This is a genomic window from uncultured Fluviicola sp., assembly GCF_902168135.1.
Taxonomy (GTDB): Bacteria; Bacteroidota; Bacteroidia; order Flavobacteriales_D; family Crocinitomicaceae; genus Fluviicola.
Genome location: NZ_CABHOL010000053.1, coordinates 25,210 through 41,478, shown reverse-complemented (window position 1 = coordinate 41,478; position 16,269 = coordinate 25,210). Strand labels below are relative to the sequence as shown.

General features: G+C 43.3%; 9 protein-coding genes. 4 read left to right on the top strand and 5 right to left on the bottom strand.

The features are described 5' to 3' along the window. A partial coding sequence (locus tag QZT69_RS17815; RefSeq protein WP_294679288.1) for a hypothetical protein occupies positions 1 to 1,204 on the top strand: 1,204 nt, incomplete at its 5' end. 10 nt (positions 1,205 to 1,214) lie between these two features. Beyond that, the gene (locus tag QZT69_RS17810) at positions 1,215 to 3,647 is read left to right on the top strand and encodes a DUF5723 family protein (RefSeq protein WP_294679281.1); all 2,433 of its coding nucleotides are present in this window, start codon (positions 1,215 to 1,217) and stop codon (positions 3,645 to 3,647) included. Positions 3,648 to 3,703: 56 nt separating this feature from the next. Here QZT69_RS17810 and QZT69_RS17805 read toward each other — a convergent pair whose 3' ends face one another. Next, positions 3,704 to 4,042 (bottom strand): helix-turn-helix domain-containing protein, encoded by a 339-nt coding sequence (locus QZT69_RS17805; RefSeq protein ID WP_294679274.1) that lies wholly within the window; start codon positions 4,040 to 4,042, stop codon positions 3,704 to 3,706. Positions 4,043 to 4,158: 116 nt separating this feature from the next. Here QZT69_RS17805 and QZT69_RS17800 point away from each other — a divergent pair, with 116 nt between their 5' ends. Further along, a complete protein-coding gene (locus QZT69_RS17800; protein ID WP_294679267.1) occupies positions 4,159 to 4,551 on the top strand; it encodes a DoxX family protein in 393 nt (130 codons plus the stop codon). Positions 4,552 to 4,688: 137 nt separating this feature from the next. Here the strand turns inward: QZT69_RS17800 and QZT69_RS17795 are convergent, their stop codons facing one another. From QZT69_RS17795 to QZT69_RS17780, 4 genes are all read right to left on the bottom strand, one after another. Next, positions 4,689 to 7,109: a PKD domain-containing protein gene (locus tag QZT69_RS17795; RefSeq protein ID WP_294679260.1), complete on the bottom strand. Its 2,421-nt coding sequence runs from the start codon at positions 7,107 to 7,109 to the stop codon at positions 4,689 to 4,691. Positions 7,110 to 7,132: 23 nt separating this feature from the next. Further along, positions 7,133 to 7,486 (bottom strand): hypothetical protein, encoded by a 354-nt coding sequence (locus tag QZT69_RS17790; RefSeq protein WP_294679258.1) that lies wholly within the window; start codon positions 7,484 to 7,486, stop codon positions 7,133 to 7,135. Between the two features lie 244 nt (positions 7,487 to 7,730). Next, a complete protein-coding gene (locus tag QZT69_RS17785; protein ID WP_294679256.1) occupies positions 7,731 to 14,090 on the bottom strand; it encodes an Ig-like domain-containing protein in 6,360 nt (2,119 codons plus the stop codon). A gap of 24 nt (positions 14,091 to 14,114) precedes the next feature. Then, positions 14,115 to 14,465 carry a hypothetical protein gene (locus QZT69_RS17780; RefSeq protein ID WP_294679249.1) on the bottom strand — a complete coding sequence of 117 codons (351 nt, stop codon included), beginning with the start codon at positions 14,463 to 14,465 and terminating at the stop codon, positions 14,115 to 14,117. Between the two features lie 202 nt (positions 14,466 to 14,667). Here QZT69_RS17780 and lnt point away from each other — a divergent pair, with 202 nt between their 5' ends. Continuing rightward, on the top strand, positions 14,668 to 16,266 hold the full coding sequence (gene lnt / locus QZT69_RS17775) for an apolipoprotein N-acyltransferase (protein ID WP_294679243.1): 1,599 nt from the start codon (positions 14,668 to 14,670) through the stop codon (positions 16,264 to 16,266). Positions 16,267 to 16,269: the final 3 nt, after the last annotated feature.

Sequence of the window (16,269 nt, the reverse complement as noted above, 5' to 3'; positions counted from 1 at the left end):
TATTAACAGAATTATCGGTGCGTATGAGACCGGTGCGACTTTGGAACAATCAACCACGCTGAGATTCAAACTATTCAGCAATAGCCCCCAAAAAGTCTCATACCGTCATTTCGACAGGAATCGACAAACAACCATGAGCCGGCTTACCAATGCCAATCACAGTACTGTTCAACTGCTGAATGAAGAAAACCCGGATGCTGATTCTGAAGAAGTTCCTAAATTAAATCCATTGCGTTTGGATGACAACCTCCGCAGCCTAAATCCGATTCCGGGATCAAACAACCTGCTTGCAATTACAAATTCCAACACACTTTACCTGGTTGGAAACAAACAAATTCTTTGGAATAAATCATTGGAATCCGAACCGATCGGTTCTCCAGTTTTCATCGGCAATGGAATTTTCTTAAGTACTAAAACCGGCATCCTGGGCTTCGACCGTGCAGGAAATAACCTGGCAGGTTTTCCAATCTCATGTAATAATGTTTCAAGCAACTTATTCTCCTATTACTGGAATGGTAAAGACTATATTTCCTTTGTGGCAGACGGACAGGTCCAGGGCTACGGAACGAATGGGAAACAAAGTTTTAAAGTCGGAGTGAACGGAACACTGCAAAAAGAGGCTCAGTTGGCTATTCAGGGAAAAAGAGGCGAATTAATTGCTCACATCTGTACCAATTCCAATTGGTCCAGTATTTCCATCAAGCGAAAACGCGTTATCAAATCTCAAAATTTAAGCGAAGGTGAATGGCATCTGGTAAAAGCGAACGGAACCATCAGTCTGCTCGGCCTGACTAAAAAACAATTTGTACGTTTAACTGAAAACGGAACCAGAGCAATGCTGGTAGGCAATGTCTCTTCTATTCTGAACTCCCAATCTTTCGGAGATGAACAGCTGTTCTTCCTAAACCAGCAGAATACTATTTATGTGATTAACGGTACCGGCACGATCCTGGGCCAGTTTAACGCTACGATTACCAATATTGATGACGCTTCCCTGGTAAAATTGCCAAATGGCAAAACTGTTGTTGGTATTATAGATGGAATTGCCAATAATTGTTATATTTATACGATACGTGGAAATGAACTAAATAAAGAAAACTACGAAGGCTCCAATAAAATTGTTTTCCAAAAACAGGCAGATGGAACGATTTTGTTAGTTTCGCAGGCTAATGGCTATTTAATTCGTTATCCATTGAACTATTAAAAGACTACTTATGAAGAAACAGTTACGTAAATTAACTTTCTTAGCTTTTTCATGCGTTACCGCTATGACCGCGTTTTCCCAAAACTATTTGGGTGTACACAGCAGTAACTATGCCGGAGTTATGGGATTAGACGTGCAGCCTGCCAGTTTCGTTGACGGAAGATTTATAGTCGACATCAACCTGGCAAGTGCAAATGTCGGAGCCTGGCAAAATGCCAAGTATTTTAAAACGGATGTAATGCCGAAATGGTGGTTGAAATCTTTCAAGAAAGACACCATGTGGATGCAGCCCGACAGTACTTTGTACGACCGTTCCATTTTTGATCTTTACGATTATACCAAAACAGGAATTAAGACAAGAGGTGTTTATTTGAACTATCAAATTGACGTTTTGAACTTTGCCTTCCACATCAATCCTAAAATTGCTGTTGGTTTTGCAGCTAAAAGCAGGATGATCACAAACATTGATGATATCGACCCGAAACTGGCGAAATTAGCCCAGGAAGGATTGGATTTCGCCTCACTTTGGAACCTTCAACTGAACGATAAATTGGTTACTGCCAACATGATGGCATGGAATGAATATGGTATCAATTACGGTCAGGTAGTAATGGACAACGGACCGCATTTCCTAAAAGTCGGCGGACGTGTAAAATTACTTCAGGGAGTTGCTTCAGCGTATACCTATACGGACGAACTGGATTATGAGCTTTTAAATAAAGACACCGCAACAACTTTAAGAGGAAACGTAAAATATGGTTACTCGGATAACCTGGACGACGACCTGAAAGATTTTAACGCCAGTACTTTCTTTAAATCCGCATCAAAACTAGGTTTTGGTCTGGACCTGGGAGTTGTGTACGAATGGCGTCCGAAATACAAAGAATTCAAATACGAAATGGATGGCGAAACAGATCTTTGGATGCGCAACGAGAATAAATATGAATTGCGTGCCGGAGTTTCCGTTTTAGATATCGGTGGTATGAAATTTACAAAAGGCGGTCAAAGCCGTGACTTTTCTGTAAACACAACTACTCTTGACCTTCGTATTTTTAAGGATGCAAACTCCTTTGCTGCATTCGATTCAATCGTAGACAGCTTGATTACAAATGATCCGGGATGGACAGAAAATGAAGGAGTTGGCCAGTCTTACTACATGAATACGCCAACTGCATTGAATATCCAATTGGATTACCACATTTGGAAATGGTTCTACATCAATGCGACAGGTAACATTAACATGATCGGTAAGAAAAATCCTTCACGTGTAAAAACTCCGAATCAATTTGCCATCACACCGAGCTTCGATTACGCCTGGTTCGGGTTATACGTACCGATCTCGGTAAATAATTACTCAGGCTGGAAAGCTGGTATTGCTTCCAGATTAGGACCTATTACAGTTGGAGTTGTCGATTTCAATTCGCTTTTTGCAAGAGGAAAAGTACGCGGAACAGAGTTCTTTGTAGGACTTCGTTTACCAATCCTTTACACGAAACCGGATGACAGAGACGGCGACAAAGTTTCCGATAAGAAAGATGAGTGCGTTGAAACTCCTGGAGTTTGGGCATTCAAAGGTTGTCCGGATACAGATGGTGACGGAATCAAGGATGTGGAAGACTTATGTCCTGAAACTCCGGGATTAGCAGAATTCCAGGGATGTCCTGACCGTGACGGTGATAAAATTCCTGATAAAGACGATGCATGTCCTGATTTGGCAGGTTTAGCAGCATTCAGAGGATGTCCTGATACGGATGAGGATGGGATCATTGATCCGAACGACAGCTGTCCTACTGTGAAAGGTTTACCGGCATTCAACGGTTGTCCTGACAGAGACGGTGACGGAATCCAGGATTCTGAAGATGCTTGTCCGGATCTTCCTGGTCCATTGGCTTACCAGGGATGTCCTGATACAGATAACGATGGATTATTCGACAATGTAGATAAGTGTCCTACAATCTACGGATCGAAAGAAAACGAAGGTTGTCCTTGGCCGGATACAGATGGTGACGGATTGTATGATAAAGATGATGATTGTCCTACAATTCCTGGTGTTATTGAAAATCGCGGATGTCCTAAGATCGAGAAAGAAGAACAAGAGATCCTGAATACTGCATTCGAAAACTTAGAGTTCCAGTCAGGAAAAGCAGTCATCCTTGCAACTTCATTCAAATCATTGGATGACCTGGCAGCATTGCTGATCAAGAAACCAGAGTGGAAACTGCAAATTGCAGGTCACACAGATAGTAAAGGTGATCCAAAGAAAAACATGAAACTATCTAAGGACCGTGCTGAAGCCGTTAAGAAATACTTAGCTGCTAAAGGAGTAGATGCAACTCGATTGAAAGCAGAATGGTATGGTCAAACCAAACCAATCGCAACGAATGCAACGCCGGAAGGTCGTCAGAAAAACAGACGTGTAGAAATGAATGTGATCTTCCAATAGGAAATCACTGAATATCAACAAGTAGGGCTGCGATTAATCGCAGCCCTACTTGTTTTTTATTTACCCAAGACTTCTTTCCGGTGGGCCAATCCCCAATAATGCAATTCCTCTATCACCTTCTCCAGCGACTTTCCATGTTCGGTAATCGTGTATTGAACCGTGGGTGGAAAGGTATCAAACACTTCGCGGGTAATCAGTTTATTGGATTCCAATAACTTCAATTCACGCGACAAAGTTTTATCGGTGATCCCGGAAACTTCTCTTCCAAGCTCCTTGAACCTTTTCGATCCGGTTGACAATGCGAATAAGATTAATAGTTTCCACCTTCCTTCCACTGCTTCCAGCGCATCTTTGATCGATAAAATATTCTTCGGGCATCCACCTGTTGACAACATAACTCCTTGTTTTAATCCATTACTCCCATTTTGGATAGTGCTATCCAAACGGAAAGTGCTTTCGTTTGGATAGCAAACCTACATACTTTTATCCGAAAATTAAAACAGAACAGTTTATGAAAAAAACAACACACATATTACTTTGGATCGCACAAATACTTCTATCGTTAAGTTTAATTTGGGCTGCATATGTCAAATTGTTCCGGTCAATCGAACAGTTGGAAGTCATGTGGCCGTGGACAGGTGAAGTTTCACCGGAACTGGTAAGATTTACAGGAATTATAGATCTTTTTGGAGCACTGGGAGTACTTCTACCCGCTTTATTCCGGTTCAAAACCATTCTTACCCCAATTGCGGCTGCGGGTATCGTTTTATTAATGATTAGTGCAGGTATTTTTCATATTTGCCGCGGAGAAGCCTCACAAATCGGGTTCAACATTGTATTCGGTGCCATTGCCGCTTTTGTTGCATACGGAAGATTTAGGCTTGTTCCAATTTATAGCAAATAGAACAAATAGCAAAAAGGTCGATTTTAGTGAATCGACCTTTTCTACAATATTTTCCTTACGACCGCGCTAACGCTTACGCAATAGCTTCAGCGAAGGCGCAACGCTTGTCTGTATCAAATCGAAAGCAGTGCTTTCTCTTATTTCATAAGATTCACATGCCCCACGTATTCAAGGCGATGGTCTTTATCCCGTTCTTTCACAACAATTTTCCAGGTATAAGTACCTTCCTTGCAAAGCTGTCCTCCGTAAGTTCCGTCCCAACCTACTTCTATGCTGTGGGATTCAAACAAAACTTCTCCCCAGCGGTTAAAAATCAGCAAAGTATAATTTTGTCCGTCAAATGCGGAATTAAGAACCGGGAAGAAGACATTATTGTGTTCATCTCCATCCGGAGTGAAAGTATTCGGTACATAAAGAATCAGATCATCCACCACAGAAACTACCGCAACAGCACTGTCCATACAGCCTCCCTCTCCATAAGCATATAAAACTACATGGTACACGCCGGGTTCTTCCGTAAAGGCATGTAGCGGACTTATCTGAGTCGAAGTTGTTCCGTCTCCGAATTCCCAAACATACGACGTGGCATTCGATGATGTATTCGTGAAATTAAATACCGGGTATAAAACGGTTTGCTCGTAAACGTCCACATTAAAAGAGGCATTTACCTCCGAAGTAATCGTAATCATATCGGTCTGAGTAATCGATCCGGTACAACCACTCGGATCAGTAACTGTCAAAGTCACATCATAGCTTCCCGGTGAAGTAAATTGTTGGGTAACAGATCCACAACCGACCTGGGTTCCTCCTCCTTCAAACGTCCAGACACAATTGGTTGAAGACGAACTGCTGTTTGTGAAAGTAATCTCAATGGGTGCACATCCTCCCGAAATATTGCTGGTAAAGTCAACCGGCAGGGAAGTATAAGATACCACAACCGGTTTGATGTCAGCACACCCACCCGGACTTAACAAACGTATGTAATATGTTCCTGCAGCAGTAACTGCATTCGGATTGGCAAGCGGAACAGTGCAGGCTGCATCGGTAAAATATCCGAGTGTTCCCGAACCTGCATTGATCGTAACTACTCCCGGAGCCGTTAAATCCACTGTAGCAGGCGAACAAACTGCAGCCGGATTGGTAACTGTGATTTGCGGTCCTGGTACCACTGTTACAGTTGTTGTAACTGTAGAATTACAACCAACCAATGAAGTCAAAGTACACTGATAAGTGAAGGTTCCTGTTGTAGTCGGAGTAATCGACAAGGTGTTTGAAGTTCCGAGTACTGTTCCGGGAGCAGATGTTTCCACCCAGGAATAACTCGCTGCTCCAACCGGTGCCGTGAGTACAGATGTTTGATACTGGCACACATCCGGAGGCGAAACAATATCCATCGGAGCACAGGTTGCATCCAGGTAAGCATAGGCATAGTGCGCTCCCTGCGAACAATCGCCGACTGTAAATCGAATGGTAATACAAGAACCGATATAAGGAGTTAAATCAAGCATCACCGGGGTCCAATTTTTATAGAACACTCCTGAGTTACCAATTTGCGTAAAGCCCGGAATTCCCGGTCCACCCGTTACCAATAAATTACCACAGGCAATCGGGTTCCCAAAGCAGTCCTGGGCATCAATTTGAAAATAAGGTTGCTCCTGGGTTAAATGCGGAACTGTATCCAATATTAAATCACCGTCAATATCTTCAAGTGTATATGCATTTTGCAATACTGCCGCATAGTAATAGGTAAACAAAGCATTGGATGATGTAACCTGGAATTTTTGTTCGATCCGTGAGCCTCCAAAAGCACCGTTCGGTCCGTCTCCTAAACGAATTGAATTCGTATTTCCCGAAATCAACGGACAAACCTGATCAATCGGAGCCTGGATATCTGTTCCTCCAGTGGTAATATCGTGTTGTCCTGAGTTCATTGTAAAGAACATCGGGGTATAAATAGGTGTTAAATCCCCTACCGAACCGATCTGCATGGAATGTCCCCATGAACCGGACCAACCTGAAGTGCTTCCCAAATCAAAACCGATATTGGTACATGCCGGTTGAGTAACTGAAACCGGAGGTGACGGAACAACATTTGTAATCTGGATCGCATAATCAAACCCTGTTAAATCGCCGTTATCAATCCAAAACAAGTAACATTCGCCAGGTATAGGATCAAACGGAGCTCCAAAGGTCCCGGAATTATCTCCAAAAATTTGTGTTGAGGCCACAACATCAAGTGTTGCAGCATTATAAATCGTGATTTGCGGTGCTACCGGATTTCCCGTACCTCCCGGAGTAAATGAAAGGGTTGTCCAAATCGTCGCACTTGAAGTTGCACAATAATAATAGAACCAATCCGGTCCATCATCAAAAGCTGAATTAGGATCATCAAAATCATTCGTTGCAAAAACCGTCGAACCAAGTGAATTAAACGGTAATGAAGAAATCGGAAAGAGCGTTGCCCCAAAATCATCATCACCACCTTGAGAAAAGGCAGCAAGACTAAAAAGAGAAAAAAACGCTATAAGCGTGTAGTACCTAAGAATAATATTTTTCATAACGGAAAGAGGTGGTATTCGATTTAATTTGCTTTTGGATTTTTATAGATATAATACATTTCCATCCGTTGAATGAACAGATAGATCATCTTATGGGTTGTGGCTTCTTTGAATGTGATCGAAATATCGGACCCATTGATATCAACCCCCGTAATCGCATTCAGGGATTCCATATAATTTTCCAACTCAGCTAAAACAACAGTTTCAAGCGGAGATTTCAGGTGGTAAACAACAGTTGCAGATCCAACCCCCGAAACATTCGGGTTAGCATAGTCAATATCTGCATGTGTTTCAATCTGTTGACCGTATGCTGTGAATGCAGAAAAGAAGAATAACGCAGCAGTAAAGTACAAACAGTTAATGAAATTTGTGTTCATTAAATGATTAATTTAGTTCAGTTCCGCAAAGTTGACGAAAAAAACACTCTTAGGTTGTCTTTTTCTATAAATTAATCTCTTTTTAACAATCGTAACCCAACTCAATATGAGTCATTTCCAGTTAAATGAATAGAACTAAATCGATTTTAACAAACAATAACCAAAACAGCCTTCCATTGCACAAAATTGCGTTCATTGTTGTTTATGACTGTACTTCCATCGAATCGTCAACGTTTGCTGACTCTTACTTCAGCAAATTCACATGCCCTATATACTCGTTGTGCTTATCCTTATCTCGTTCCTTAATCACAATCTTCCAGGTATAAACACCTTCCTTACACAATTGTCCCAGGTACGTTCCATCCCAACCGAAATCTACGTTATGTGATTCAAATAATACTTCTCCCCAACGATCAAAGATTAACAAAGTATAATTTTGTCCGTCAAACCCGGAACTGAAAACCGGGAAGAACACATTGTTGAATTCGTCACCATCCGGAGTAAAAGTATTCGGTACATAGAAAATCAATTCGTCTACAACGGAAACAACTGCAACCGCACTGTCCAGGCATCCCGCCGGATTTGTAGCGTAAAGAATAATCTGGTATACTCCCGGTTTGTCATCATAAGTATGTGTAGGATTGGTTTGATTGGAATTAGTTCCATCTCCAAATTCCCAGCTATAAGAAGTTGCATTTATGGAAGTATTCGAAAAGTGGAAGACCGGGTTTAAAATAGTTTGTTCGTACACATCAACTCCAAAAGACGCTTCTACTTCCGGGAAAATGGTAATCATTCCGGGATTCGTCAGGGAATTGGTACAGCCGTTTGCATCCGTAACCGTTAAGGTCACATCAAATGAACCTGCGGTAGTAAACTGATGAGTAACAGGACCGCAACCCGATTGAGTTCCCCCGCCTCCAAATGTCCAGACGCAATTTACAGAACCGGCCTGATTGTCGTTTGTGAAGGTAATAGAAACCGGTGCACAACCGGATGCAGTGCTGCTTTGGAAGGATACTACCGGCAAAGGATTGATCGTTACCGAAACCGCATCTGTCGACTGGCAGCCCAAAGCATTTGTTACTGTAACAGTATAGGAATTAGTTCCTGCAGTTAGGGTACTTACGGTCGGATTCGAAACGGATGCATCGTTTAAACCCGTAGACGGACTCCAGGAATAGGTATTTCCTGCAACCGGAGCAGAACCAACCTGGTTTCCTGTCAGTGAATTGATACATAAACTAATGTCATTTCCGGCATTTGCAACAGGATTGTTGCTCACTCCGATAGTGAATGTCATGCTTGCCCCAGAACAACCATTCAATGTCGGGATGACTGTTACGGTTCCGCTAATTGGAGTTGTACCCGGATTTACGGATGTAAATGCAGGAATATCACCTGATCCGCTTGCTCCTAAACCAATGGATGTATTGGAATTCGTCCATGCATATGTTGCTCCGGTCGGAGTTGACGAAAATGAAGGAATAACCACATTATCTCCCGGACAAACCAATACATTCGAAACCGGGTCCATAACCGGGTTGGGGTTAACAGTTATTGTAATCGATCCTGTGAGTGTATTGCTGCAAGAAGCCGGAGCTGCCGATTGAGCTGAAACCAAGGTATAGGTTGTCGTAGCATTCAATACTCCAGTATTTATTGTTGCATTTCCAGCGGCATTCAGAACTACGTTCGAGTTGCTTGTTCCATTTGAATACACGACTGTCGCATTCGGTGTTCCCGAAATCGTAAAGGTTGTAGCATTTCCTGCACAAAGTGTAGAAGCTCCCGAAATCGTTGCAGTTGGTAAAGCATTAACCGTCACTGTTTCGGTCTGTGAACAGCCATTGCTGTTTGTATAGGTAATGGTTGTGGTTCCGGCTGAAACTCCTGTTACCAAACCAGTATTCGAAATTGTCGCAACAGCCGTATTCGAAGAAGTCCATGGAGTGGTCGCATTTGCAGTTGGAGATCCCGTTAATTGAGTAGTTGCACCTGCACATAAGCTAAAAGTCCCTGTAATTGTCGGCAACGGATTGATTGTGACAACTGCAGTACTTTGACAAGAAGACGAATTCGTAAAAGTAATTGTTGTTGTACCTGCTGAAACTCCTGTCACCAACCCTGTATTAGAAACGGTTGCAACCGCAGTATTGGAAGATGTCCATGGATTGGTCGCATTCGGGGTTCCTGTAGCCGATAATTGTGTGGTTGCTCCCACACAAGCACTCAATGTTCCACCTATTGCCGGATTTCCAACTACATTCAGGGTCATTGTATTGGAACAACCATTGGAATTCGTATAGGTAATCGTTGTCGAACCAACGGATACACCGGTAACTAATCCGGTATTGGAAACGGTAGCAACGGCAGTGTTCGAAGAAACCCATGGATTGGTTGCATTTGCGGTTCCCGAACCTGTCAGCTGAGATGTTCCGCCAATACACACATCTGAACCCGTCACTGTTGGCAGCGGATTTACGGTTACAACTTCGGCATCCAGGCATCCGCTGGAATTTGTATAGGTAATTGTCGTGGTTCCGGCACTTAAAGAAGTAACTAATCCGGTATTGGAAACGGTGGCAACTGCTGTATTCGAAGAAACCCACGGATTGGTCGCATTAGCAGTTCCTGTTCCGCTTAATTGAGTTGTGGCTCCGATACAAACCGTCAGGTTACCGGAAATACTTGCTCCCGAAGTGATTGTTATTACCTGCGTGACAGGACACCCATCAGAGTTCATATAAGTAATTGTACTGGTTCCGGGTGCAACTCCGGTTATCAAACCTGTTGATGAAACAGTAGCAACTGCCGTATTCGAAGAGGTCCATGGACTAGCAGCAGCGGGTGTACCGCTTCCGGTTAATTGAGTAGTAGATCCTGCACAAGCTGTGAACGTTCCTCCTATCGTTGGAGTTGGATTTACCGTAATGTTAAAGTTCTGCGAAGTTCCGGGACAACCATTCAACGTGGGTGTTACGGTGATAGTTGCCGTTACCGGTGAAGCTGTTGCATTCGTTGCTGTAAATGCGCCGATGTTACCAGTTCCGCTTGCTCCCAAACCGATGGATGTCGTATTATTCGTCCAATCAAAAGTGGTTGTAGCAGTATTATTTCCGGTGAAAGTAACCGCTGTGGTAGATGCATTCGCACAAACGGTTTGCGGTGCCGGTGCATTCACTGTCGGAATAGGATTTACAGTAATGGTAAAGTTTTGAGGCGTTCCGGGACAACCGTTTAATGTTGGTGTTACTGTAATGGTCGCAATAACCGGTGAAGCAGTTGTATTCGTTGCTGTAAATGCCCCGATGTTACCTGTTCCGCTTGCTCCCAAACCAATGGATGTCGTATTATTCGTCCAATCAAAAGTGGTTGTAGCAGTATTATTTCCCGTGAAAGTAACCGCTGATGTAGATGCATTTGCACAAACTGTTTGAGGAGTTACCGTATTTACCGTAGGTAATGGATTTACCGTAATGGTAAAGTTCTGCGGGGTACCGGTACAACCATTCAACGTGGGGGTTACTGTAATAGTTGCCGTTACCGGCGAAGCTGTTGCATTCGTTGCTGTAAATGCTCCGATGTTACCAGTTCCGCTTGCTCCCAAACCGATGGATGTGGTGTTGTTTGTCCAGTTGAAGGTTGTTGTGGCGGTATTGTTTCCGGTGAAAGTAACCGCTGTTGTAGATGCATTCGCACAAACGGTTTGCGGTGCCGGTGCATTCACTGTCGGAATAGGATTTACAGTAATGGTAAAGTTTTGAGGCGTTCCGGGACAACCGCTTAATGTTGGTGTTACTGTGATCGTCGCTGTAACTGGTGAAGCAGCTGCATTTGTTGCTGTAAATGCTCCGATGTTACCTGTTCCGCTTGCTCCCAAACCGATGGATGTCGTATTATTCGTCCAATCAAAAGTGGTTGTAGCAGTATTATTTCCCGTGAAAGTAACAGCTGTGGTAGATGCATTTGCACAAACTGTTTGAGGGGTTACGGCATTCACAGTTGGAGTCTGAGTAACTGTAATGGTTGCCGAACCTGACTGGTTTTGCGAACATCCCATTGTACTGGTCACACTTACTAAATTGTAGGTAAATGTTCCTGCGGTTGTCGTTGGAGCTGTCACTGTTGCGGTCGTTCCGGCTCCGCTGCTCACTGTTTGGTTTGCTCCGCCGTTGATGTTGTAGGTAAAAGTATATGGAGCTGTTCCATTTGCCCCCGTAAAGGTAATTGTAGGTGCCGTTGCATTCTGACAAACCGTTGTTGTTCCTGCAATGGTTGCAGTCGGGAGCGGATTCACTGTAATAACCACATTATCTGTTGAAGTACAGCCACCAATCGGGTTGGTTGCAGTCAAAGTATAAGTTGTTGTTGCAGTTGGTGAAACTGTTGGATTTAATGTCGTTGAATTGGTCATATTTGTCGTAGGCGACCAGGCGAAAGTTGTTGGCACAAAATTATTGAAGGTAATCGACCAATCAGTTAATGTTCCCACATCTCCGGTTGCCAGGTCGTACACCTGCAAGGTCCAAACCCCATTGACAGCGCATGAATTTAAAAGCGAAAATGCCTGCTCAGGAGTAAAACTTCCCGAAAAAGGTGCAGTTCCGGTGGTAATCGACGGCGCTCCGGTCGGTACAAATGTGGTATTTGTATAGTTAGCTCCTGCCCCGCCATTATCAGAAGAAAGATCAATGGTACTACCATTCGGACAGCGAAGCCAAATCGTAATATCACCGTCATAGGTATGGGTAATATTTGCATTGACCGAAACTATCGGCAGAACTCCGGCTGTTTGTGGCGTAATTCCACTAACCGTTATGGTTGAATTAACCGGGGTTACACTTCCGTCGTTCAGGGGAAAATCTGTTGTATTTGTAAATGTGACCGGATTATTCACTCCGGAGGGCGCAAGGGTTGCATTTAAATTCACGCTTCCCCCGGGACAAATCGATTGGTTAGTCGTTACAACATTAACCGCCGGACTTGCATTAACAATTACGGTAACCGGTTCGATTTCATAACAGCCATTCGCGTTCAGGATTTGAATATAATACGTCCCGCTTGCAGTAACAGCCCCCGGAGCTGCTATCGGCACCGTACAGGCCGCATCCGAAAAATATCCGATTGTCCCGGAACCTGAATTGATTGTGACCACACTTGCACTTGTCAGGTCAACGGTTGCAGGTGAACAAACTGCAGGCGGATTGGTAACAGTAATTTGCGGTGTCGGCAAAACGGTAACAGAAGTCGTCAACGTAGAATTACAACCTGCCAGGGAAGTCATCGTGCATTGATAATTGAACGTTCCGGTAGTTGCTGGAGTTACCGACAAAGTATTTGATGTACCTAAAACCGTTCCCGGAGCAGATGTTTCAACCCAGGAATAAGTTGCGGCGCCTGCCGGAGCTGTTAAAGTTGATGTCTCGAATTGACAAATATTCGGCGGAGCAACAATACTCATCGGTGCACAGGTGGCATCCAGGTATGCATAGGCATAATGCGCCCCGATAGAACAGTCTCCAACGGTAAACCGCATAGTTACACAAGATCCGATGTAAGGAGTTAAATCAAGCATCACCGGGGTCCAGTCTTTCCAATATGTTCCGCTGGTCCCAATTTGAGTAAACCCCGGTATTCCGGGACCTCCGGTAACCAATAGATTCCCGCAGGTGATGGGTGTTCCGGCACAATCCAATGCTTCTATCCGAAAGTACGGCTGTTCCTGATCTGTATGGGCTGTAGAGCCTGAAGCTCCACCATCCTGGATCACCAATGCGTAATAGTAAATAAACAGTGCGTTAGATGCTGTTACCTGGAATTTTTGTTCAACGCTCGCTCCTCCATAAGCTGCATTCGGTCCGTCGCCTAATAGCAACGAATTAGTATTTCCCGGTATTTGAGGACAAACCGTTTGAATTGGAGCCTGTACATCCGTTCCCGGAGTGGTTATTGTATGATGCCCGCCTGTTGTATTGTAAAAAATCGGTGTATATGTTGGTGTTGGCTGCGGAGCAATCCCGGTCTGCATGGAATGTCCCCATGAGCCAAGCCACCCGGAAGTTGATCCGCCATCAAACCCGATGTTCGTACAAGCCGGCTGTGTTGGGTTTACCGGATGTACTGGAACTGTATTCGAAATTTGGATATTATAGTTAAATCCCGCCGGACCTCCGACACCGTCATTATCCACCACGAAATAGTAGCACTGGCCGGCTGTCGGTGTAAAAGGAATTCCATAAGTTCCTGAAATATCGCCAAACACCTGGGTTTGACCATACAAAAATCCGGTTCCGTCTATAACCGATATGGACGGCATTACCGGGTTTGCCAAGCCTCCGGGTGTAAATGTGATTGTCACCCATAAAGTTGCATTGCTTGGAGCACAGTAATAATAATACCAGTCCGGACCATCATCAAATGTTGTTCCCGCAGCATCGAAATTATTCACGGCACCGATTGTGGAACCCGAAGCATTCAACGGAACGGAAATTGGAACTGAAGTTGCTCCTGCCTGGGTATCTGCACCCTGTGAGAAACCTGTGAAACCTAAAAAAATAAATAGAGGGAGAATAAAGTAACCCCAAAAAGTAGTTGTTTTCATAACCGGAGAGAGTAGTATTATGGTTTACCTGTTTTTTGGCTTATTGATGTATAACATCTCCATTCGCTGAATGAAGAGATAAATCATTTCGTTGGTGGTCGGTTCTTTGAACTCAATGGAAATATCCAACCCATTGACCTCAACCTGAGTGATCGCATTCATGGATTCGAGGTAAATTGTTAGTTCATCCAATACAGTAGCTGCCAGTGCCGATGTCAAATGGTACACGATTGTTGGAGATCCGACTCCCGTTACATGCGGATTCGCATAAACGGCATCTTCGTGTTTTTCAACCTGTTGGCTATAACTAGGGAACGCGAAAGATAAGGAGAGCGTAGTAGTAAAGCACAAACAGTTAATGAAATGATTTTTCATTAAATGAGTATTTTAGTTCTTGACAAATGTGACGAAAAAATTTAGCACTAGTTGTCTCTTTTTCAAATAAATTCCATTTTTTAACAGTTTATTTTAAATTTTATGTGTGATAATTCACATTAAAATCACGCTGTTCGTCTTTGTTTTCAAGGCATTCGTCGAAATAGGATCAGCATCAGCAAACAAATTGTAATTTCGTAGTATGATAGAAAAAATCATTCAAAAAAGACTAAATCACTGGTTACTAAGCATCTTATCCGGAATCCTTCTAACCGTTTCATTTCCTGAAACCGGAAGTATTACTCCCTTAGCTTTTGTTGCATGGATCCCATTGCTGCTCGTAGAGTCTTATTTTCACTCAAAACGCAAAGCGTTCAGCCTATTTATACAAGCTTATCTGACCTTCTTCATTTACAATGTCGGAACTACCTGGTGGGTTTATTACGCCAGCGAGGAAGGCGCATACCTGGCTTTTTTTGCAAATAGTTTGTTAATGTCCATTGCCTTCCTGCTTTATCACCTTCTAAAACGAAAATTGGGTGTCAAATGGAATGGCCCAATCCTCATTTGCGTTTGGCTGAGCTTTGAATTTTTACATTTCCATTGGGAATTATCCTGGCCGTGGCTGACTTTAGGAAATGTTTTCGCTCCACGGGTTTCATGGGTGCAGTGGTATTCCATTACCGGTGTACTGGGGGGATCATTGTGGATACTGGTAATGAACCTGCTTATTTACAAATTGGTCGTTCAACCCAAAAAACTGCTGAAAAACTCGTATTTCATTAGTGCAGCAATCTTGTTGTTTGCTCCGCTCTGTTTTTCCTGGATCCTGTATTTTTCAAAAGACGTCAAGGGGACACCTTACAATGTGGTGATCATTCAACCGAATATTGACCCGTATGGCGAGAAATTCGTACTGGACAACGGTGAACAATTAAAATCAATTTTAGACCAGGCCGACCAGGTTGTTTCCAAAGAAACACAAATGGTTATCGCTCCGGAAACATCGCTTTATCCGACTGCAAAAATTTACGAAACCGGTTTGCGTAAAGAAGTTTTCTTTCACGTGATCAATGAGCACCGCGCTAAATGGTCAAATGCAGGGTTATTGATCGGAGCAACTACTTTTAAGGTATTTGAGGGTAAAAATTCCCCGGCCAGCAAGTTTATCCCGCAATTGAATTCCTATGTGGAAGATTACAATTCCTCTGTGCTTTTCGATAATACTTCAAATCCCAAGATCATTCACAAGTCAAAACTGGTTTTGGGAGTAGAAAAAATTCCGTTTGTAGGGATTTTCCCGTTCCTGGAAGACCTGGCGGTTGAAATGGAAGGCGGCTCCGGAAGTTTGGGCACAGAGACCGAGCCTAAGATTTTTGAGAAAAACCGGGTAAAATTCTCACCGGTAGTTTGTTACGAGTCTATTTACGGGGGTTTTATGGCAAAACAGGCTAAAAACGGCTCTCAATTTATAGCAATCATTACCAACGATGGCTGGTGGAAGGACACCCCAGGGTACAAACAACATTTTCAATTTGCGCGCTTAAGAGCGATTGAGAACAACAAATACGTCGTTAGGTCTGCAAACACCGGTAAATCAGGAATTATATCCAACCGCGGGGATGTTTTGAAGGAAACGAAATGGTGGGTAAAGGATCAATTTAATTATACGATCCAGCTCAATTCCAAACGAACGCTTTACCAGGCTTTGGGTGATTTCATCGGTTATTTTGCATTGGTTGGATTCGGAATGTTCATTATACTGCGTATTCTCCGCATTTTCCAGGGAAATAAAAGATAATTG

Excerpts from the sequence above, each read along its gene's own strand:
- QZT69_RS17810 (WP_294679281.1), top strand. The coding sequence starts at position 1,215 with ATGAAGAAACAGTTACGTAAATTAACTTTCTTAGCTTTTTCATGCGTT.
- QZT69_RS17805 (WP_294679274.1), bottom strand. The coding sequence starts at position 4,042 with ATGTTGTCAACAGGTGGATGCCCGAAGAATATTTTATCGATCAAAGAT.
- QZT69_RS17800 (WP_294679267.1), top strand. The coding sequence starts at position 4,159 with ATGAAAAAAACAACACACATATTACTTTGGATCGCACAAATACTTCTA.
- QZT69_RS17795 (WP_294679260.1), bottom strand. The coding sequence starts at position 7,109 with ATGAAAAATATTATTCTTAGGTACTACACGCTTATAGCGTTTTTTTCT.
- QZT69_RS17790 (WP_294679258.1), bottom strand. The coding sequence starts at position 7,486 with ATGAACACAAATTTCATTAACTGTTTGTACTTTACTGCTGCGTTATTC.
- QZT69_RS17785 (WP_294679256.1), bottom strand. The coding sequence starts at position 14,090 with ATGAAAACAACTACTTTTTGGGGTTACTTTATTCTCCCTCTATTTATT.
- QZT69_RS17780 (WP_294679249.1), bottom strand. The coding sequence starts at position 14,465 with ATGAAAAATCATTTCATTAACTGTTTGTGCTTTACTACTACGCTCTCC.
- lnt (WP_294679243.1), top strand. The coding sequence starts at position 14,668 with ATGATAGAAAAAATCATTCAAAAAAGACTAAATCACTGGTTACTAAGC.